We start from the raw sequence: 19,714 nt of genomic DNA on the forward strand, positions 1-19,714 counted from the left end.
CAGCGGGAGATGGTTTCAACTATGGGGGGCATGGCAAGCTTGTCAGGCTTGCCCGACGCTGCCATGCGACGGCAAAGGGGCGGCCGCATAGCGCCGCCATGGCCGCGCCAGCGCCTTGCCTGCACCGCCCTGCAATTGCGCCGCCAGGAAGCCGCGCGCATAGGCAGCCTGCTGCAACAGATCAGGCTGCATTTCAGCCAGCGCGCGCAACAAGCCGTCCGCCACCTCGATATCGTTGCGCCAGCCCAGCTCGTCCTGCAAGGCGGACAGTCGCTTCACGTAGCGCCTGACTTGCCCGGCGTCATACAAGGAGGCAAAAAATTCAACGGCATAGCGGGCTTTCTTGGCCGCGATGCGCACCCGGTGGCGCGCCGGCGGCGCCAGCAGCGGCAAGTCTTTTCCCCGCTTTAACAAGCGGCGCCGATCCTTGCGCAGGGTAGCGCGCGCAAACGGGCAGATAGGCACGTCCAGGCGCCGCAATTGGCGCGTCGAGCAGCTGTCGCGCCATGCGCGCGCCTGCAGCCAGCGCTGCAAGCCCAGCATGCAGGCCGTGTAGCGCGCCGAGGTGATGGCCTCGGCCGCTTGCACATGCTTGAGCCGCGCCTGCGCGTGCGCCGCCGCCGCCAGTGCCGCCGCATCGGCCTGCGCCTCGCCATCGAGTTGCGCCAGGGTATTGCCAGCGAGCACATCCCAGTCGCGCGCCTCGCCCAGCGCGCCGCCCAGCCAACCGAGTTCGCTCTTCAAGGCGTCCGGCAGCGCCAGCAGGGACTCGAACATGCCCAGCGCCGAGCGCAAACGGCGTAGTCCCACGCGCATCTGGTGCACGCTTTCCACATCTTCGCCCGCCGCCACGCCATCCTGGTTGCCGCTCACCTGTTCCAGGCAATTGCCGGCGATAACCAGGAACACCTGCTCCACCGACATGGCCGCGTCCAGCGCCAGGGGCTGCGCCTTGACGGCGCGCAAAGGCTGCGGCGCTGCGAGGCGGTAGCCGCGCTCCGCCTTGCTCATGTGGCCCAGTTGCAGCGGCACGTCGTGCAGCAAGGCCAGCGCCACGTCAAACAGGCTGGCGGCTTGCCCCTGCTTCAATTCCAGTTCGATCTCGCTGACGGGCACGCTGCGCGCGACTCCATCCGCTCCGCTTTCAATCACACCCTGGTCCAGCACGCATTCGATCTGGTCGCCCTGCGGCGTGCGCAACTGCCATACGGTGCGCTCGATGCGCGTGGTAAACACAGGCTGCAAGGCGTCGCGGATGGCATCCTCGCGCAGCAACGCTCGGATGGGCTGCTTGCGGCCGATGACGGAGTCGAGCGCGGCGAGGTCGGGCTGCGGCCCGGGAACGTCGCCTTCCCATTCGTGGCGACTGTGCAAGCCGCCGCTGACGCTGCCGCCCGCCTTCAGGGTTTGCATCCAGCGCCCGTCCACCTGGCGCACGCGCAAGCCCGCCTGGTGACGGCATAGCTGCAAATCGGGCGTGTCGACATAGATATCGTGCATCTGCAGCACTTGCGGCGCACCTTGCGCAGTCTGCGCCAGCAGGGGGTGTGCGCGCAGCCGCGGCGCGTCTTGCGGCGCCAGCAACAATTTCAATTCGATTTCCATGACCGCTCCTTGCGAGATTCCTCAACGCCTATTGTAAGGCGCGTCCGGTCGCGCGCAAGGAGCACGCACGCCCACCTTGATTTTGCGCGAAAATAAGCGCTTCATTCAACCGGGAGATGCCATGACTTACCACGCCGCCGAGAACCGCTACGACAGCATGCCATACCGCACCTGCGGGCGCAGCGGGCTGAAATTGCCGCTGCTGTCCCTGGGACTGTGGCATAACTTTGGCGACAGCAACCATCTGGCCTCGCAGCGCGACATGCTGCGCACGGCCTTCGACCTGGGCATCACGCATTTCGACCTGGCCAACAACTACGGCCCTCCGTATGGCAGCGCGGAAAGCAATTTCGGCAAGCTGCTGCGCGACGATTTCCTGCCCTACCGCGATGAACTGATCATTTCCACCAAGGCGGGCTGGGACATGTGGCCCGGCCCGTACGGCCAGGGCGGCGGTTCGCGCAAATACGTGCTGGCCAGCCTGGACCAGAGCTTGCAGCGCCTGGGCCTGGACTACGTCGACATCTTTTACTCGCACCGCTACGACGCCGACACGCCGCTGGAAGAAACCATGGGCGCGCTGGCCACCGCCGTGCAGCAGGGCAAGGCGCTGTACGTGGGCCTGTCGTCGTATTCTCCGCAAAAGACGGCCGAGGCGGCCGCCCTGCTGAAAGAGTGGAAAGTGCCGTGCCTGATCCACCAGCCGGCCTACAACATGCTCAACCGCTGGATCGAGGAAGACGGCTTGCTCGATACTCTGCAAGCGCAAGGCATGGGCTGCATCACGTTCACGGCGCTGGCGCAGGGCTTGCTCAGCGACAAGTACCTCGATGGCGTGCCGCAAGATGCGCGCGTCAACCGCCCCGGCGGCGGCTCGCTGCTGCAAAAACACCTGAGCGCGGAAAACCTGGCCCGCGTGCGTGCGCTGAACCAGATCGCCGCACAGCGGGGGCAGACCCTGGCGCAGATGGCGCTGGCCTGGGTGCTGCGCGATGCGCGCGTCACCTCGACCCTGATCGGCGCCAGCAGCAGCGCACAAATCCGCGAAAACGTGGCCGCGCTGCAGCAACTGACGTTTACGGCCGAGGAACTGGCGGCCATCGACGTGCAGGCGCGTGAAGGTCATATCAATTTGTGGGAAGGCCCGTCGCGGGCAACCTGAGCAATCACTCGCCCTGCGCTTGTGGCGGCGGCAGCCAGACGCTAGACTGCCGGCTCCACAAGACAGCAACTTGCCACAAGGCCCCATGAAAGCTTTCTCCGCCCTCCCCCTATGCCTGCTGCTCTGCACAGCCGACGCCCACGCGAACAATTATTGCGACTCGCCGCGATGGTCGATTGTGCATAACAAGAGCTACGACGAGGTCATGAAGATCGCCACAAGGCGCGACAAGGTCCGCGACGCCGAATGCAGCTTTACCGATGTGATCCTCAGAATCCAGAACCAGGAGGCGGGCATCGAACGCTATCCGGGAATCCTGCTCATCGCCGACGCGCGCGACGAGCGCTTCATCGTCACCAGCCGCGTCGGTGCCTACACCATCTTCAGCTACCGCTATAACGACAAGCGCCTGCTGCAGTTTGCCATGAAGGATCTCAGCTGGGAGGAAGGCGAGGAGTTCCAGGCGGGCGCCTACAAAATTACCGGCGTCAAGGAATTCAAGACCACCACCGGCTTCCCTGCCCAATTGCTGGTAGTCCAGACCTTCCAGTTTTATGGCCCGAAATAAAGCCATCGCGAAAGCCACGGAGAAAGCCATCGCGCATCCTGTCGCGTGCGTGGCGCATGGACCGTTCCCATCAGGATGCCTGACGCGGCAACAGCGCGCATAGCTCGTGCGCGACTTGCCGGCGCCGCTCCAGCGTAGCCAGGGCGCCCACCTCGACCTGGGCGGCGCCGTCGCCGATGCGGATCAGCTGGCGCGGCCCTTGCGGCACCATGATGCGCGTGCACCACAGCGCAAAGCTGCTGCGCCGGCACTGGCCGGCGCTGACTTGCTCGACGATCAACATACCGTCTCGCAGGGCAATCTGCTCGTAATCACGCGCGTGGCGCATGTAATACAACAGGGCCAAGGCCACCAGGCTCAGTTCGGCAAATGAAAAGATGGGGATATACCAGAAGCCGCGCAGCGCGAAGCCGGCGGCGATGGCGATAGAAAACAGGCACAACAAGGCGTAGGCGCGCAGCAACTGGCGCGCCGTCAAGGCACTGTGGCGCGTGAACCGCCATTGCGGCTGTTCGCGCGAACTATCGCGTGGCATGGCGCCTCCCGCAACATCGCATCGGCCCGCATGGGCACACCGCGGGCAACCCCGCCTTGCCGCCCGGCTCGGCCAGCGATACCGCCGCGCCCCGGGCACGGCCGTCATGGCCGCCCAAGGGCGCGCAGCGCGCTACACCGGCCTCAGCTACCCAAATGCACGAGCGCGTGACCCAGGTGCTGCCACCAGTGATCGCGCGACTTCACCTGCTTCAGGCAAGACGTGTCGATTTCCGTGGGAAACACGCGATCCTGGCAAGCCTTCGTTGCCAGGGCATAGCGCTGGTTTTCCGCCGCTGCCAGGGCCACGACCAGCCAGAACACCAGCGCCAGCAACACCACCAGCAAACTCCAGGCCAGGTGATTGGTGTTACTTTTTTCGCCAAAAAACTCGCGCGGCCGCGTCTCGCGGTACATCAACATCAAGTCTTTTTCTTTCTCTTCCGACATCTGCGTTTGCATCCTCTGACATCCTATCCTGTGCCGGCCGGCTGGCCATGGCGGCGCGCACGTCGCCTTGGCCGCATTTTACGCTGATGGCGCAGCAGAGACAGTAATTCGTGGCGGCAATTCTCAGTCGGCCGCCCGGATCAGGGACGCGGCGCCCGCACCTGCGGCGTGCGCGGCGTGCCCTCCTCTTCCTCTGCCGGTGGCACGGGCACCATGCGCTCCACATGATCGACGTCGATGTCGCCGCCATCGGGCGCCCCGTTGTGGGGCTCCACGCCGGCCCGATCGCCCGTGCCGGCCGCATCGCTGTCGTTTTCGAGCTCTTCCGCATCCTGGCCAGGCACGCCCTGCATGTCGCTGCCGCTGTCAGTACTGTCGCTGGGCCCCAGCGCGCCCTTGCCATGGCCACTACCGAGTACGCGGTGGGGCGTGACGGGAAAATTATCCGGATCGAGTGAACTGTTGCTCATGGCTGACTCCCATTAATAAAAAATCAGCTTACTCCCCTCGCCCAGCCAGCGGCGCACGCCTGCACGGCATTTTCCACGGGGGAAATGCGGCGGCGCACAAATTTTTTCACAAATTACTTCACAAATGTACTATTCATTGCTATAGTTAATTCAAGTAAGCACCTTCTCATCCAGAAACTGCTACATCGGCGGCACGGCGCCCACCAGCGCCTTGCCGCCGAACCGACCGGTACGTGGCGAGCCGGCCCATCCACCCAGCCATCATGCACATATTGGAGTTTTATCATGCAAGCCAAATCACTTATCGCAGCATTGTTTGCCATCACCACCGCTACCTCGGCTTTCGCACAAAGCACGGCGCCAGCCACCAGCCAGCAGCTGACCCGCGAGCAAGTCACGGCCGAATACGTCCGTGCCCGCAACGCCGGCGACATCGCCACCAGCGAGGTCGACTACCCGAAAACGCCGGCCACCGCCGCCAGCAAGGTGACACGCGAACAAGTCATGGCCGAGTTCTACGCCGCCCGCAAGGCTGGCCTGATCCCGCAAACGGAAGCGGACTTTGATGTCGCGCAAACCACCAAGCACATCGTGCAATAAGAAACCAGTCAGCCGGTTTCAGTCAGTAACAACTCAGTTGCGGCGCAGCACTCGGGCCACTCCCGACGCTCACCGCGGCGAGCTGTCAGCAGCACCCTCAACACTATCGCCTCCCGGAGTCACTGCATGTCCCTGCACCGCCGTTTGCTTGCCGCCAGCCTGATCCTTGCCTTGAGCGCTTGCGCCGACATGGGCCATATCGCGCCGCAGTCGGTCATGCTCGACGCCAACAAGCTAGCGGCCAGCAAGGCCATGGATGCCGCCGCCAGCGCCGCCATACAGTGGCCGCGCACGCAATGGTGGCAAGACTTGCACGACCCCCAATTAAACCGTTTGATGGACCAGGCGCTGGCCGACAGCCCAACCCTGCGCGGCGCCCAGGCGCGCGTGCGCCAGGCCGAGGCGCTGGCCGGTGCATTTGAAGACAAGACCCGCCCGCAGGCGGACGCGAATGTCTCCATCAACCGCGAACTGTATTCGCAGCACGGCAGCACGCCAGCGCCCCTGGCCGGCAATTACGCCTGGCGCAACCAGGCCACCGTCACGGCTTCGTACGACCTGGACTTGTGGGGACGCAACCGCGCCGCCCTGTCCGCCGCCCTGGGCGACGTGCAGATGGCGTCGGCCGAATCGCAGATGGCCCGCCTGGCGCTGGAAACGGCGCTGGCGCGCACCTACATCCAGCTAGCGTATGAATTCCAGCTGCAGGACGTGATCGAACGCAGCCTGGCGCAACGCGCCCGCATCCTCGACATCACGCGCCAGCGCAAGGCGGCCGGCATCGGCACCGATATTGACGTGGCGCAAATCGAAACTACCCTGCCCGCAGGACGCCGCCAGCTGGAACAGTCGGCCGAGTCGCTGGCCCTGCTGCGCAACCAGCTGGCGGCCCTGGCGGGCAAGGGTCCGGCAGCCGGTGCGGCGCTCACGCGCCCCGTGCTGCGCCTGGACCAGCCGCTGGCCATCCCCGCCGCCCTGCCGGCCGACCTGATCGGCCGCCGCCCCGACATCGCCGCCCAGCGCTGGCGTGTGGAAGCGGCGGCGCAGCGCATCGAGGTGGCCAAGGCCGAGTTTTACCCGAACGTCAACCTGGTGGCCTTTGCCGGCTTCCAGGCCTTCGGCTTCAGCCACTTTCTTGACGCCAACTCGGACATTCGCGGCGCCTCGCCCGCGCTGAGCCTGCCCATCTTTGCCGGCCCCCGCCTGCGCGCCCAGCTGGGCAACCAGACGGCCGTGTACGACGGCGCCGTGGAGCAGTACAACGCCACCGTCATCAACGCCATGTCGGACGTGGCCAACGCCGTCACCCGCGCCCAGTCGCTGGCAAAGCAGCACCAGCTCACCGTGCAGGCGCTGGCCACGGCACAGCGTGCACGCGACCTGGCGGAAAAGGCGTACAAGGCGGGCATGAGCGACGCCATCAACATGCTCAACACGCAAGTGGCGCTGCTGGCGGAAGAACAGCAGCAGGCGCAAAATGGCGCACGCGAGCTCGATCTGTACGTTTCCTTGATGAATGCACTGGGAGGCGGAATCTAAGCTTGCAATCCTGGCATTGCCCTAGCTCAACAAGATACAATCGGAACTTTATTCACACATGAAGGAGTTGACATGACCGCTTTTGACGCCACCTCCAAGCGGCTGCAAAACATCCGCACGCGCATGCCAGGCTTCCCCATGGAACTGATGCGCCTGTTGCGCATGACGTACCACATTCAAAAAGGCATGAAGGACTTGACCAATGCGGCGCTGAAAAAGCACGACCTGGTCGATGCCAGCTACATGGTGCTGGCCGTGCTGTACGGCACGGACGACGAAACCTCGAACGCCTGCACCCTGGGCATGGCCTGCCATGAAAAGCCGGCCAACCTGACGCGCGTGTGCAACGACCTGGAAACGCGCGGCCTGATCCACCGCGGCACGCGCCCCGGCGACCGCCGCTCGGTGATGATTTCGCTGACCGACAAGGGCCGCGCGCTGATCGAAACGGCGCTGCCCGACGTGTACCAGGAAACCTCGGCCCTGTACGAAGGGTTCACGGAAGAAGAGCTGCAAGTGCTCGACAAGCTGTACATGCGCCAGTTGCGCAACCTGAACAATCTCCACAACCAGAACTGATCGCCTATCGATGACGCCAGCCATAGCAACAACATTCACGCAAGGCCCCCTGTCCCGGGCGGCCCACTGGCTGGCGCTGGCGCTGCAAGACTGGCGCACGACGGAAGGCGAACGCTGGATCTACGTCGGCAAGACCCTGATCGCCGCGTTCTGCGCCCTGTGGCTAGCCTACCGCCTGGGACTCGATTCGCCCAGCACGGCGATGACCACCACCATCATCCTGGCCCTGCCCAGCAGCGGCATGGTGCTGGAAAAAAGCTTTTACCGCCTGTGCGGCACCCTGCTGGGATGCACGGCAGCGCTGACCCTGATCGGCCTGTTCCCGCAGCAGCCGGTGCTGCTGTTCGCCGGCCTGGCCCTGTGGGTAGGCCTGTGCACGAGCGGCTCAGCCCTGCACCGCAACGCCCAGTCGTATGTGTATGTGCTGGCCGGCTACACGGCTTGCATGATCGTCTTGCCCGCCATCGAGCAGCCGAAGCAGGCGTTCGCGCTGGCCGTCACGCGCGTGGCCGAAGTCGGCCTGGGCATCATCTGCTCGGCAGCGGTGTCCAGCGTGCTGCTGCCGCGCCACCAGGGCACGCAAGTGATGCGCACGGTGCAGGCGCGCTACGGCAAATTCCTCACCTTCTGCCAGGACGTGCTGCAGCAAAAAATCACGCCGGCGCAAGTGGAACTGACGCACCTGCAATTTGCCGCCGACGTGGCGGCGCTGGAACTGGGCCGCTCTGCCGCCCTGTTCGAAGTCACCAGCAAAGTGAGCCACGTGCGCGCGCAAAACCGCAAGCTGCACGCCTTCAACGCCACCTTCATGACGGCGCTGACCACCTTCTATACCTTCCACCGCCTGTTCGACCGTCTGCAGCGCGATGGCGAAACTCAGGTCATGCAAGCCTGCGCGCCCCTGTACGCCATCGTCGCCGAAGCGCTGCAGGCGACGCCTTCGCAAGACTCGCTCGACACCATGCAGCTGCACCTGCAGACGGCCCTGGCGCAGGCGCGCGCAGACATCGACAGCGCGACCATCGTGCATGCGCAGCGCATCGATTTCGACACCATGTGCGAGCTGCTGGAACGCTTCGCGCGCGACATGAGCCGCTTTCACGAAGTCTATTTCAGCCTGGCGCATGACACGCCTCTGGCCATCGGCACGCCGCAGGCGTATGCGCCAAAGACGCCGCCCGCGCTGGTGATCGCCAGCGGTGCGCGTGCGGCCATCAGCCTGGCCCTGCTGGCCCTGGGCGCCTACTTCCTGGCCTGGCCCTATGCCAGCACGGCGATGTTGATGGCGGCCGTGTTCTGCGCGCTGGCCTCGTCCTCGCCGCGCCCCATCATGATGATCCGGCAAGTGCTGGCGGGCTTTCTGATCGCCATGCCGCTGTCGCTCGTATGCGTGTACTTCGTGCTGGTGCACGGGGACGGCTTCCCCATGCTGGTGCTCAGTTTTGCGCCCTTCCTGGCAGTGGGCCTGTATTTGATGACGAATCCCGCCAAGCTGGGCGTGGGCCTGGGCGTATCGACCTTTATCACACAGATGGCGCCGACGAACGTGATGCATGTCGATGGCGCGGCCTTTTTGAACACGGGCATGGCGCTGATCGTCGGCCTGATGCTGGCTGCCCTCGTGTTTGCCGTGCTGCTGCCCGAACACACCATGGGCCACAAAGACCATATCGGCCCGGCCCTGTGGCGCGAAGCGCTGCATGCGTGCACGGCGCCCGCGCAGCGCGTGAAACACCGTTTCGACAACCGCGTGCGCGACCTGCTCAGCCAGCTCAACGCGGCGGCCGGCCCGGCGCCGGGTGTCGCCACGCGCGCCGTCGTGCGCCAGGCCCTGACCTTGCTGGAAATCGGCCACTCGGTGATCGATCTGCGCGAACTGATTGCGACCGCCCGGCCAGACGCCACACGCCACGCGCTGCAGCAGTGCGTGGACCACATCGCCAGCTGGCTGCGCTCGCGCAGCGACACGGCACTGCAGGCGGCGCTGGCGGCCACGCTGCAGGCGGGCGCCGTGGTGCGCTCGGCGCAGGCCGAAGCCGGGGCGACGGCCGAACGCAGCGCGCGCCTGCAGACGGCGCTGGTCGACCTGCATTCGATCTACACCTCATTACTCGACAACATGGCGCCTCGCGCCGGAGACCATCATGCCGCGTGAATTCGCCCTGTTCGGAATTCTGATTCCCACCCTGCTGCCCCTGTTCATCCTCAGCATCGGCCTGCAAACCCTGCTCGACCGCGTGCTGGGCTGGCTGGGCGTGTACCGCATGGTGTGGCACCCCTCGCTGGCGCGGCTGTGCATCTTCATCGCCATCTTCGGCGCGCTGGCTTTATCGCTGTACAAATAACGTTCAAATAAAAAAATGTTCAATCTGATCAAGGAAAGGATGCCGACATGGTAGCCAAACTGACCCGCTATGCCATCACCGTGCTGCTCCTGGCTGCGGCCCTCTGGATAGGCAAGACCGTCTGGAACCGCTACATGGAATCGCCATGGACGCGCGACGGGCGCATCAAGGCCGATATCGTCAACATCAGCGCCGACGTGGCCGGCACCGTCACGGACGTGCTGGTGCGCGACAACCAGGTGGTGCAAAAAGGCGACATCCTCTTCGTCGTCGACAAGGAGCGCTATGCGAGCGCGCTGGCGCAGGCCGACGCCGTGCTGGCCACGCAAAGGACGGAGCAGGGCCGCCGCGGCAAGGAGGCGCAGCGCCGCGCCAATCTCGACGCCAGCATCATCTCCACGGAAAGCCGCGAAAGCGCCGCCTTTGCCGCCAGTTCGGCCTCATCGCAAGTACAGGCCGCGCTGGCCGCCCGCGCGCTGGCCCAATTGAACCTGGAACGCACCACCGTGCGCGCGCCCGTCAGCGGCTACGTGACCAACCTGAACGTGCACAAGGGCGATTTCGCCGCTGTCGGCGCGGCCAAGCTGGCCGTCATCGACAGCGCCTCGTATTATGTCGTCGGCTACTTCGAAGAGACCAAGCTGGGCATGCTGGCGCAGGACGACAAGGCGGAAATGAATCTGATGAGCGGCGGCACCCTGCATGGCCACATCGAGAGCATCGCGCGCGGCATCACCGACCGCGACGCCGCCACGGGCCGCGAATTGCTGGCCGACGTCAATCCCACCTTCAACTGGGTGCGCCTGGCGCAGCGCGTGCCCGTGCGTATCCACATCGACGAGCAAGACAAGAAGCAGGTCCTGGTGGCCGGCACCACCTGCACCGTGGTGATCACGCCCCATTCGGCGCCGGCCAAGGCCGCGCCAGCCAAAGCGTAAACTTTAGCGCCCGCCCGCCACGTCGAGGATGCTGCCCGTCACATAGCTGGCGCCTGGCCCCAGCAGATACAGGATGGCATCGGCGATTTCTTCCGGCTGGCCGCCCCGCTGCATGGGCACGCCGGACGCCAGACGCGCCACCCGCCCCGGCTCGCCACCCGATGCGTGGATGTCCGTGTAGATGATGCCGGGCCGCACGCCGTTGACGCGGATGCCTTCGGCCGCCACTTCCTTTGCCAGCCCGAGGGTGAGCGTATCGACGGCGCCTTTCGAGGCCGCGTAATCGATGTATTCGCCCGGTGAGCCGATGCGCGCGGCCACCGACGAGACATTCACGATACGCCCGCCCTGGCCGCCGTTCGCCGTCGACATGCGCCGCACGGCTTGCTGGCAGCACAAAAAGTAACTGACCACGTTGGTGCGCAGCACACGTTCCAGGCGCTGCACGGAAATATCGGCCAGCCGGCATTTCTGCTCCAGCACGCCCACATTGTTGACCAGCGCCGTCAAGGTCCCCAGGCGCGTATCGACTTCGTCAAACAAGCGCGCCACGTCCGCTTCATCGCTCACGTCAGCCTGCACGGCGATGGCTTCGCCGCCGCCAGCAACGATGCGCGCGCACAGTTCTTCGGCCGCCTGCGCATCGCGCACATAATTGACGCAGACGGCATAGCCCTGGCGCGCTGCCAGCAGTGCCGTCGCCGCGCCGATGCCGCGGCTGCTGCCGGTAATCAAGATCACTTCCTGCATCGTCCCTCCCGGATGGTTGTGGCTTTATCATACGCGGATGAAAAAAAACCCGCGCGCGGCGGGTTTTTGGTGCAGACACATTCAATTCCGGAAGTGCGTCATGGCGTAGCTCAGATGCTGCCACCAGTGTTCGCGCGATTGCACGGACGCCAGGCATTTCGCGTCGACCTCGTTCTTGAACGCGGGGTCCACGCAAGCCTTGCTGGCCAGCGCATTGCGCTGGTTTTCCACGTTGACGATGGCCAGCGCCAGCCACGCCACGAAGGCAAGGGCCAGTACGCACAGAGTCCAGGGCAGCTGTTTCATGACGCTCTCCGCTTACTTCTTCGCTGGCGCGGGAGCGCGCTCTTTCAGGACGCGCGTCACCAATTCATCCATCACGCGCAGGGTCGCTGCCTGGGTCTGCGGCTCGGACTGGCCCGGACGCGACAGCTGCGCCGGCGACGTCACGAAGCGGCCGTCGATGACGATGGTCGGCGCACTGTCGATCTTGCTGGCAGTGATCAGCTGCTCGTTGCGTTTCAGCTTGGTCTGCACGCCGAAGGAATTGAACATATCCAGGTATTTCGCCTTGTCGATGCCGTTCTTCACCAGCAGCTCGAGGATGGCGTCATCACGGTTCAGGCGGTTGCGCTCGACGTGGATGGCGCGGAAGATCTTGTCGTGGAACTGGTCCAGCTGGCCCATCGCTTCCAGGGTGGCATAAGCGTGCGCCTGCGGATCTTTCGGGCCGGAGAAGGCCAGGTGGATGCGGCGGAAGGCGATCTTGTCGCCCTGCTTCTTGACCCAGTCGTGCATCAGCGGATCGAGCGCATAGCAATGCGGGCACGAATACATGAAGTACTCCACCACTTCCACCTTCTTCCCAGTATCCGTGCGCACTGGCGTGGGGAGCGTGGTAAAGCCGGTATCGGCCGCCATGGCGCCGCCGGTGGCCGCTACCAGGGTGACGGCGGCAAGCAGGGGACGCAAGAAACGCAGAAAACGCATATTAATCCTTCATCATAAAGTGGTCGTGAACGGGGCGAGATTACCACTTTTTGCGCCGGCCGATGAAGCCCCGGCAGAAAAAAGCCGCGTTTATCGCCCCGCCTTGCGCCCGCTTAAGCCGCATTTAAGCCCCGCTGCGCCTGGGCCTTAAAAATGGTAGCGCGCCGACACGCGCAGCTGGCGCGCGTCCTTGAGGTAAATGCTGGACTGGCAGCCCGGCACATCGCCGTAATGGCGGCGGTTGGCCAGGTTGCTGCCGGCCAGCTCCAGCTCCCACGCGCCCAGTTTGCGCGTATAGCGCGCGTCCAGGGTGGCAAACGCCGGCACTTGCGCCAGGCAGCTGTTGTCGAAATCCCGCCCATAGCGCAGGGCGCGCAGCCATTGCACGCCCACGTCGCCACTGGCGCCGGCTTGCCCCGTCCAGTACAGGCGCAGGCTGGCCAGGGTCTTGGGCACGAGGGCGATATCCGGGCCGTCGTAGGCGTAATCGTCATAGCGCGCATGCACCTGGCGCAGCTGAGCGTCGAGGCGCCAGTCGCGCGCCAGCGCCATGCTGGCCTCGATGGCGATGCCGTCGCGGCGCGAAGGGTCGAGGTTGCCCGCAAAGCCCAGCTGGCCCAGGCTCTGGTCGAAGACGATCTGGTTACTCAGACGCTCGCTGAAGATGCGCACGGAAGCGCTGCGCGCCGCGTCGCCGAAGGTGGCACCCACTTCCGTTTCGCGCCGCAGCTGTCCCGCCAGGGGACGGTAGCCGGCGCGGTTATAGCCATCGTCATCGATGCGGTAGCTGCGCGCGGCCTTGGCGTACACGCTCAATTGCGGGCGCAACTGCAAGCTGCCCTGCACGTCCCAGGCATTCTGGTTTTCCCAGTCGCTGCCGCCAACGGGCATGTCGGCCGGATCGAGCTGGAACTGTTCATGCCGCAGCCCCAGCAGCAGGCGCGGCGCGTACGCGCCGCCGAAAGCCAGCTCTTCGCGCAGCAGCAGCGCGCGCGAATACTGCCGGCGCTGCCCATCGCCATCGCGGCCCGAGCGCCGCTGCCACTGCATCAGGTCCAGGCCCACTTCCGTATCCGTGCCCACGCCGCCCATCTTGCCGTAATGGCGCACGCGGGGCGCCAGTTGCCGGCGGCGGCTGCTGTACCTCGATTCGCTGCTGCCCTCCTCGCCCGCATAGTGCGCCGTGGCGCGTTTATCGCGCTGCGACAATTCCACGCCCAGCTCAAAATTGTCCACATAGCGCTGCACGAAGGCGCTGGCGCGCCGCACTTCATAGCGGTACAGGTCTTCCGGGCGGACCGCCAGCAAGGCCAGGAATGGCGACTCGGGCGCGGGATAGCGGGTGTCCTGGTTCAGCTGGTCGGCGCTGAAACCGAAGCGGCCCTGGCGCACCTTCCATTCCGCGCCCCCATTGAAGCCGCGCTGGTGAAACACGCTGCCATCGCGATAATTGCCATTGCGTAGCCCGTCCATGGCCACATCGAGCGTCATGCCGCCCTGCTCGCGCGACACGGCGCCGCGCACGCTGTGCTGGCCGCCCTGCCCCAGTTCGGTGGACAAGTCGCCATGCGTGACGCCGGCAGCGCCGCCATCCACGCCTTCCTGCGCGCACGCCGGCATGGCCAGGGCGCACAGCAGCAAGGCGCGCGTGGCAATGGACAGGGCGAAAGGAACAGGCATCATGGCGGCAGGCTTGAGGCGTCACCGCGGCGCGGACGCACGCGAGTGGGGCGGAAGGGATGGCAAAAGCGAATCATTATACGCACGGCGCGTGGTGCCGCAACAGACAGCGGGGCTGCTTGCATAATTCATTGCTTATTTGTAATTTTTACAGGTATATTAAGCTGCGCCCGGCGATCCCGGGCGCAGCCGACTGCATTTGAAAATCAACAAGTCACTGTGGGAGTCACGCATGGAAAGTCGTAGCACACCGCGCCGGGGGCCGCCAAGTCCCAGCGGCACGCGCCGCAGCATTGGTTTTTTCCCCATCTCGGGCAAGCTCAGAGCTCTCTCCATTACCGCCTTGCTGCTGGCCGGCCTGGCCCTGCAGGCCGACCTGTTCGCCCAGCCGGGCCAGGGCAGTCAGGCCAGCGCAGCCGTGCCGCTGGCGCCGGCCGCCGACGGCATCGCCCTGGCCTTGCCGCACGCATCCGCCGTCACCACGCCCAGTGCCAGCAACGCCTGGGGCGGTGCGCGCACGGCAGCACATACGACCCTGTCGGACCGCGTGGTCGACTACCGGATCGAAGCGACGCTCGATCCCATCAAGCACACCATCGCCGGCCAGCAGAAACTGCGCTGGCGCAACCGCAGCGCGCAAGCCGTCAGCAGCGTATATTTGCACCTGTACCTGAATGCGTTCGAAGGCGAACATTCGACCTTCTTCACCGAGAAGCGCAAGCTCGATACGGGCTTCCGCTCGGGCGTCGACACGCGCGACGGCGAGTGGGGCTACATCGAACTGCGCGGCATGACGCAGAACGGCGCCAAGGCGCCCTGGCATTTCATCCAGCCTGACAACGGCCCGGCCACCGACCGCACGGTGGTGCGCGTCGACTTGCCGCAGGCGGTCGCGCCGGGCGCCGAGACGACGCTCGACATCCGCTTCTTCGACCAGCTGCCGCGCGTCATCGCGCGCACCGGCTATTTTGGCAGCTTCCACCTGGTGGGCCAGTGGTTCCCCAAGATCGCCGTGCTGGAATTGCCCGGCGAACGGGGCGCCACCGCGCCGCGCTGGAACGCGCATGAATTCCACCTGAACTCGGAGTTCTACGCCGATTTCGGCAACTACGACGTGAAGCTGACCGTGCCCAAGGAATACACGGTGGGCGCCACGGGCGAGCTGCAGGGCGCGCCGCAGGAAAAGGACGGCATGCTCACGCATCACTATGTGCAGGGTGACGTGCACGATTTCGCCTGGACGGCCGACAAGCGCAGCGCGCTGCCATTGACGGGCAGCTGGAGCGGTCCTGGCAGCCCGCCGGTGGCCATCAAGGTGCTGTACCCGCCCGAGTACGCGTCCAGCGCGGGGCCCGCGCTGCAGGCGGCCAAAGATTCGCTCACGTATTTTTCGCGCACCCTGGGCCCGTATCCGTACAAGACCCTGACGGTGGTGATTCCGCCGTTTAATGCGGCCGAAGCGGGCGGCATGGAATACCCGACCTTCATCACCGCCTCGGGCTACGCCAACCTGCAGCCGAAGACCATCGCCGAATTCGGCCTCGATTTCGTCACCATCCATGAATTCGGCCATGGCTATTTCTACGGCATCCTGGCTTCGAACGAGTTCGAGGAACCCATCCTCGACGAAGGCTTGAACGAGTACTGGGACCAGCGCATGCTGCGCGCGCGCAGCCAGGACATCCACGCCACCACGCCGCTGCTCAAGCGCCTGGGCTTCGCTCCCGCCTTCAAGGTCTTCGAGGGCGAGCGCCTGGGCGCACCGCGCCAGGATGCGGCCGACCCGCTGGGCCAGAACGCGTGGGACCGCCTGCAGGGCGTGGGCCCCGTCTACAGCCGCACGGCCATCACCATGCGCGACCTGGAAGCGCGCATCGGCAGCGAGGCCATGGAACGGGGCTTCAAGGCATATTACGAACAGTGGAAATTCCGCCACCCGAGCGTAGCCGACCTGCGCGAAGCGCTGGCCGAGGCGACGGGCCAGCGGCGCATCGTGGAACAGGTCTTCGCGCAGCAAGTCTATGCCAGCGCGAACATCGACGACCGCATCGGCAGCTTCACCAGCGAAGAGCAGACACCGCTGGCCGGCATGGCGCTGGAAAACGGCAAGCGCGTGGAACACACGGCCGACACGCTGGAAAAGGAAGAGAAAAAAGTGCGCGAGGCGTGGGACAAGGCGCACCCGGACGCCAAGGCCGGCACGGGACCGTATCCGTATCTGACCAGCGTGGTGGTGCGCCGCCGCGGCGCGCCCGTGCCGCAGGTGCTGCTGGTGAAATTTGCCGATGGTACGTCCGAACGCGTGGTGTGGGATAACGACCAACTGTGGCAGCGCTACACCTGGAGCAAGCCCGTGAAGGCCGTCTCGGCAGAACTCGATCCCGACCGTGTGCACTACCTCGACGTCAACAAGCTCGATGACAGCCGCACCCTGAAGGCCGACACGTCCGCTGCACGGCGCTGGAGCCTCGACCTCGCCGCCGCCTTCCAATACCTCCTTTCCCTGATTGCCATCGTATGAGCGCCACTACCACGACACGGGCCAGCGGCCTGGCCCTGACCACGCGCGCCAGCCGCGCCGCCCTGCAATGGCGCTTGCTGCTGCTGTGGGCGGGCCTGCTGCTGATCCCTGCCATCATTGCCGTCATTCCCCTCTGGCGCACCTTGAGCGCCAGCCTCGATCAGGCCGTGCATGCGGCGGCCCTGGCGCACAAGCTCGACATGATGACCCTGGCCGACCTGGTGGCCAATACGGGACGCAACGGCGCGGCCATCAGCCAGGCCGCCATCGCCGGCATCGTCCTGACCCTGCTGCTGTCGCCACTGCTGAGCGGCCTGGTGGTGACGGCCGCGCGCGCCCGTGCGCCGCTGGGCTTCGGCCCCCTGTTGACGGGCGCCTTCAGCGAATACGGCCGCATGCTGCGCATGCTGCTGTGGAGCATCGTGCCGCTGGGCGTGGCGCTGGCGATCGGCGCCGGCGCACTAAAACTGGCCGACAAGCACGCAGCGAAGGCCATCCTGGAAGCCGATGCCGACATGGTCCGTCACCTGGCCTTGCTGGCGACGGGCCTGCTCTTCCTGCTGGCCTGCGCCACGCTCGACGCGGGCCGCGCAGCGCTGGCCGTCGACCGTCGTCGCACCTCGGCCGTCAAGGCCTGGTGGCGGGGCCTGGGCATGCTGCGCCGGCGTCCGCTGGCCTGTCTGCCCATCTACCTCGTCATCACGCTGCTGGGACTGGCGCTGTATGCGCTGCTGGGCGTGGCGCGCCTGAACCTGGCCGCCCCGGGTCCGCTGGCCATCGTGGCCGGCCTGCTGGCGACGCAGCTGGCGGCGCTGGTGCTGGCGTGGATGCGCAGCGCGCGCCTGTTCGCGCTGATCGACGTCAAGCGCTCGCTGGCGTAATTACGTCCTCAGGCGCCCTTCATCGGCCAGGAAGTCGATGAAGGTGCGCACTTTCGACGACAGATAGCGGCGGCTGGTGTAGACGGCGTACACCTTGCCGCCCGCCATCTGGTAACCGTCGAAGAGGCGCACCAGCCGCCCCGCCGCCAGGTCCGCATCCGTTTGCCACGACGGCAACAGGGCGATGCCCATGCCGTCAAGCGCTGCCGCGTGCAGCAAACTTTCGTTATTACATTGCAGCACGGGTGCAAACTTCACCGTCTCGCGTCCCTGTGGCCCGTCGAACGGTAGTTCATTGCCGTTTGACAACAAGGAATAGCTGATCATGGCGTGCTGCGCCAGGTCTTGCGGCACATGCGGATGGCCCGCACGCGCCAGGTAGGCGGGCGCGGCCACCAGGTGAAAGGCGATGCTGCCGATGGGCCGCGCGATCAGGGTCGGCGATGGCGCCTGGCTCACGCGCAAGGCCAGATCGAATCCCTCTTCCACCAGGTTGACCACGCGCCCGCTCAAGTCGATGTCGAACGTGACTTCCGGAAAACGCTCGCGGTAAGCCACCAGGGTGCGCGTAAAGATGGCGTTGGCGAACCAGACGGGGGCGCTCAGGCGCAGCATGCCGCGCGGCACCACCGTCGTGCGGCCCACAGTCGCTTCCACCTCGTCGAGATTGTCGAGCATGTCGCGACATTGTTCAAAATACACCTTGCCGATTTCCGTCAGGCTCAGGTGGCGGCTGCTGCGGTTCAGCAGCCGCGCGCCCAGGTGGCGTTCCAGGTGCATCACATGCTTGCTGACCATGGCCGGCGACAGATCCAGGCGCTCGCTGGCGCGCACGAAACTGTCCAGTTCCACCACGGCGCGAAACACGCGCATGCTGCGCAAGGTATCCATGACCATCCCATCATCAACAAAATGGAAATGATATATCAATAATTGCGATCTTGATCAACTGACCGCGCATGACTATCATCGATAGCATCAGTCATTCCACTCCGGAGCCGCCATGCAAGAGCACACTTTCCCCACCTATTTCCTGTCGCACGGCGGCGGCCCGTGGCCGTTCATGAAAGACCAGTTCGGCGACCGCTACGACGTGCTCGAAGCGTCCTTGCAGGATATCCCGCGCCAGATCGGTGTGCGGCCGAAAGCCGTGCTGGTGGTCACGGCGCACTGGGAAGGGCCGCAATTTCTCGTCTCGGCCAGCCCGCAGCCGGGCATGATCTACGATTATTCGGGCTTTCCGCCGCATACCTACCAGATCCAGTACCCGGCGCCCGGCGCGCCGGCACTGGCGACGCAGGTAAAACAGTTGCTCGATGCAGCCGGCCATCCGGCGCGCCTCGACCACGAGCGGGGTTTCGACCACGGCACCTTCAGCGCCCTGTTCCCCATCTACCCGCAAGCGGACATGCCGCTGGTGCAATTGTCGCTGAAACACGGCTACGATCCGCTCACGCACGTCGAAGTGGGCCGCGCGCTGGCCAGCTTGCGCCGGCAAGGCGTGCTGATACTCGGCAGCGGCCTCAGCTACCATAACCTGCGCCAGTTCGGCCAGGCAGGCGCCGTCGCCTCGCAGCAGTTCGACGCGTGGCTGCGCCAGGCGATGGCCCTGCCACCGGAACAGAGGCTGCAAAAGCTGCTGGCCTGGGACCAGGCGCCCGGTGCGCGCCAGGCCCATCCACAGGAAGACCATCTGCTGCCGCTGATGGTGGCGCTCGGTGCAGCCGAGCAGGAAGCGGCGCACGTGGTGTATCACGAAGAGGATTTCTTTGGCGCGCTGGCGGTGACCAGTTTCAGGTTCGGAGAAGGCGCCGCCGTATAAAAAAAGGCTCTGTCCCCGATAAGTAGGGGAATTCCGAGAATTTTCCTGGGGACCTGCTGTCTGACGGTACATAGCAGACAAACGGGAGTCTTCCATGCAGCCAGCCCAGTGGAAAACCTTCATCGCCCAGTTCACCGCACTGAGCCAGCGTCAACGCCTGGCAAGCATCGCCCTGCTGCGCGGGGCAGCGCCGCAGGACGCCGCCGTGGCACTCGTCGAAAGCGTGGCCCGGCAGCGCTTGCACTGTCCTGCCTGCAACAGCAGCCATGCTCACCGGCAT

20 protein-coding genes and 1 pseudogene are annotated in these 19,714 nt (G+C 65.3%); 12 read left to right on the forward strand and 9 right to left on the reverse strand.

Annotated features, from left to right (window positions below):
• Window positions 1-42: 42 nt before the first annotated feature.
• Window positions 43-1,605 (reverse strand): CYTH and CHAD domain-containing protein, encoded by a 1,563-nt coding sequence (locus tag ACQ4WN_RS15730; RefSeq protein WP_436552388.1) that lies wholly within the window; start codon window positions 1,603-1,605, stop codon window positions 43-45.
• 121 nt (window positions 1,606-1,726) lie between these two features.
• On the opposite strand from ACQ4WN_RS15730, the gene mgrA reads away from it, so the two are divergent.
• Together mgrA and ACQ4WN_RS15740 are read left to right on the forward strand one after the other, a co-directional pair.
• Window positions 1,727-2,767 (forward strand): L-glyceraldehyde 3-phosphate reductase, encoded by a 1,041-nt coding sequence (mgrA, locus tag ACQ4WN_RS15735; RefSeq protein WP_436552389.1) that lies wholly within the window; start codon window positions 1,727-1,729, stop codon window positions 2,765-2,767.
• A gap of 85 nt (window positions 2,768-2,852) precedes the next feature.
• Complete coding sequence (locus ACQ4WN_RS15740; protein WP_436552390.1) at window positions 2,853-3,335, forward strand: hypothetical protein; 483 nt, start codon at window positions 2,853-2,855, stop codon at window positions 3,333-3,335.
• Window positions 3,336-3,405: 70 nt separating this feature from the next.
• Here the strand turns inward: ACQ4WN_RS15740 and ACQ4WN_RS15745 are convergent, their stop codons facing one another.
• The 3 genes from ACQ4WN_RS15745 to ACQ4WN_RS15755 all read right to left on the reverse strand — a co-directional run bounded on the left by ACQ4WN_RS15745 (window position 3,406) and on the right by ACQ4WN_RS15755 (window position 4,789).
• A complete protein-coding gene (locus ACQ4WN_RS15745) occupies window positions 3,406-3,870 on the reverse strand; it encodes a DUF2244 domain-containing protein (protein WP_436552391.1) in 465 nt (154 codons plus the stop codon).
• A gap of 143 nt (window positions 3,871-4,013) precedes the next feature.
• Window positions 4,014-4,331 carry a hypothetical protein gene (locus ACQ4WN_RS15750; RefSeq protein ID WP_436552392.1) on the reverse strand — a complete coding sequence of 106 codons (318 nt, stop codon included), beginning with the start codon at window positions 4,329-4,331 and terminating at the stop codon, window positions 4,014-4,016.
• A 128-nt stretch (window positions 4,332-4,459) separates the two neighbouring features.
• Window positions 4,460-4,789: a hypothetical protein gene (locus tag ACQ4WN_RS15755; protein WP_436552393.1), complete on the reverse strand. Its 330-nt coding sequence runs from the start codon at window positions 4,787-4,789 to the stop codon at window positions 4,460-4,462.
• A gap of 285 nt (window positions 4,790-5,074) precedes the next feature.
• On the opposite strand from ACQ4WN_RS15755, the gene ACQ4WN_RS15760 reads away from it, so the two are divergent.
• The 6 genes from ACQ4WN_RS15760 (at window position 5,075) to ACQ4WN_RS15785 (ending at window position 10,790) form a co-directional block, all read left to right on the forward strand.
• Window positions 5,075-5,389, forward strand: a complete 315-nt coding sequence (locus tag ACQ4WN_RS15760; RefSeq protein ID WP_436552394.1) for a DUF4148 domain-containing protein — start codon at window positions 5,075-5,077, stop codon at window positions 5,387-5,389.
• A gap of 126 nt (window positions 5,390-5,515) precedes the next feature.
• A complete protein-coding gene (locus tag ACQ4WN_RS15765; protein WP_436552395.1) occupies window positions 5,516-6,928 on the forward strand; it encodes an efflux transporter outer membrane subunit in 1,413 nt (470 codons plus the stop codon).
• A gap of 72 nt (window positions 6,929-7,000) precedes the next feature.
• Entirely contained in the window at window positions 7,001-7,507 is a 507-nt protein-coding gene (locus ACQ4WN_RS15770) for a MarR family winged helix-turn-helix transcriptional regulator (protein WP_436552396.1), read from the forward strand.
• Between the two features lie 10 nt (window positions 7,508-7,517).
• The gene (locus ACQ4WN_RS15775; protein WP_436552397.1) at window positions 7,518-9,662 is read left to right on the forward strand and encodes an FUSC family protein; all 2,145 of its coding nucleotides are present in this window, start codon (window positions 7,518-7,520) and stop codon (window positions 9,660-9,662) included.
• On the forward strand, window positions 9,652-9,852 hold the full coding sequence (locus ACQ4WN_RS15780) for a DUF1656 domain-containing protein (RefSeq protein WP_070224633.1): 201 nt from the start codon (window positions 9,652-9,654) through the stop codon (window positions 9,850-9,852). The genes ACQ4WN_RS15775 and ACQ4WN_RS15780 overlap by 11 nt, the downstream gene beginning before the upstream one ends.
• A gap of 47 nt (window positions 9,853-9,899) precedes the next feature.
• Window positions 9,900-10,790 (forward strand): efflux RND transporter periplasmic adaptor subunit, encoded by an 891-nt coding sequence (locus tag ACQ4WN_RS15785; protein ID WP_436552398.1) that lies wholly within the window; start codon window positions 9,900-9,902, stop codon window positions 10,788-10,790.
• Between the two features lie 3 nt (window positions 10,791-10,793).
• Here ACQ4WN_RS15785 and ACQ4WN_RS15790 read toward each other — a convergent pair whose 3' ends face one another.
• The 4 genes from ACQ4WN_RS15790 to ACQ4WN_RS15805 all read right to left on the reverse strand — a co-directional run bounded on the left by ACQ4WN_RS15790 (window position 10,794) and on the right by ACQ4WN_RS15805 (window position 14,213).
• A complete protein-coding gene (locus ACQ4WN_RS15790) occupies window positions 10,794-11,540 on the reverse strand; it encodes an SDR family oxidoreductase (RefSeq protein ID WP_436552399.1) in 747 nt (248 codons plus the stop codon).
• A gap of 81 nt (window positions 11,541-11,621) precedes the next feature.
• Window positions 11,622-11,846, reverse strand: coding sequence for a hypothetical protein (locus tag ACQ4WN_RS15795; protein WP_436552400.1), 225 nt, complete (start codon window positions 11,844-11,846; stop codon window positions 11,622-11,624).
• A 12-nt stretch (window positions 11,847-11,858) separates the two neighbouring features.
• Window positions 11,859-12,530 (reverse strand): thiol:disulfide interchange protein DsbA/DsbL, encoded by a 672-nt coding sequence (locus ACQ4WN_RS15800; protein ID WP_436552401.1) that lies wholly within the window; start codon window positions 12,528-12,530, stop codon window positions 11,859-11,861.
• A gap of 147 nt (window positions 12,531-12,677) precedes the next feature.
• Window positions 12,678-14,213 carry a TonB-dependent receptor domain-containing protein gene (locus tag ACQ4WN_RS15805; protein WP_436552402.1) on the reverse strand — a complete coding sequence of 512 codons (1,536 nt, stop codon included), beginning with the start codon at window positions 14,211-14,213 and terminating at the stop codon, window positions 12,678-12,680.
• 229 nt (window positions 14,214-14,442) lie between these two features.
• On the opposite strand from ACQ4WN_RS15805, the gene ACQ4WN_RS15810 reads away from it, so the two are divergent.
• Window positions 14,443-16,731 (forward strand): M1 family metallopeptidase, encoded by a 2,289-nt coding sequence (locus tag ACQ4WN_RS15810; RefSeq protein ID WP_436552403.1) that lies wholly within the window; start codon window positions 14,443-14,445, stop codon window positions 16,729-16,731.
• The gene (locus ACQ4WN_RS15815; RefSeq protein ID WP_436552404.1) at window positions 16,728-17,612 is read left to right on the forward strand and encodes a hypothetical protein; all 885 of its coding nucleotides are present in this window, start codon (window positions 16,728-16,730) and stop codon (window positions 17,610-17,612) included. Before ACQ4WN_RS15810 ends, ACQ4WN_RS15815 begins: the two co-directional genes overlap by 4 nt.
• Here ACQ4WN_RS15815 and ACQ4WN_RS15820 read toward each other — a convergent pair whose 3' ends face one another.
• Entirely contained in the window at window positions 17,613-18,503 is an 891-nt protein-coding gene (locus ACQ4WN_RS15820; protein WP_436552405.1) for a LysR family transcriptional regulator, read from the reverse strand. It lies immediately after the preceding gene.
• A 112-nt stretch (window positions 18,504-18,615) separates the two neighbouring features.
• Between ACQ4WN_RS15820 and ACQ4WN_RS15825 the strand changes: the two genes are divergently transcribed.
• Window positions 18,616-19,434 (forward strand): DODA-type extradiol aromatic ring-opening family dioxygenase, encoded by an 819-nt coding sequence (locus ACQ4WN_RS15825; RefSeq protein WP_436552406.1) that lies wholly within the window; start codon window positions 18,616-18,618, stop codon window positions 19,432-19,434.
• Window positions 19,435-19,528: 94 nt separating this feature from the next.
• Window positions 19,529-19,714 (forward strand): annotated as a pseudogene (locus ACQ4WN_RS15830) (IS1595 family transposase); the annotation flags it as partial.

Origin of the sequence: Janthinobacterium pasteuri (assembly GCF_051380775.1) — a bacterium.
Lineage (GTDB): Bacteria > Pseudomonadota > Gammaproteobacteria > Burkholderiales > Burkholderiaceae_D > Janthinobacterium.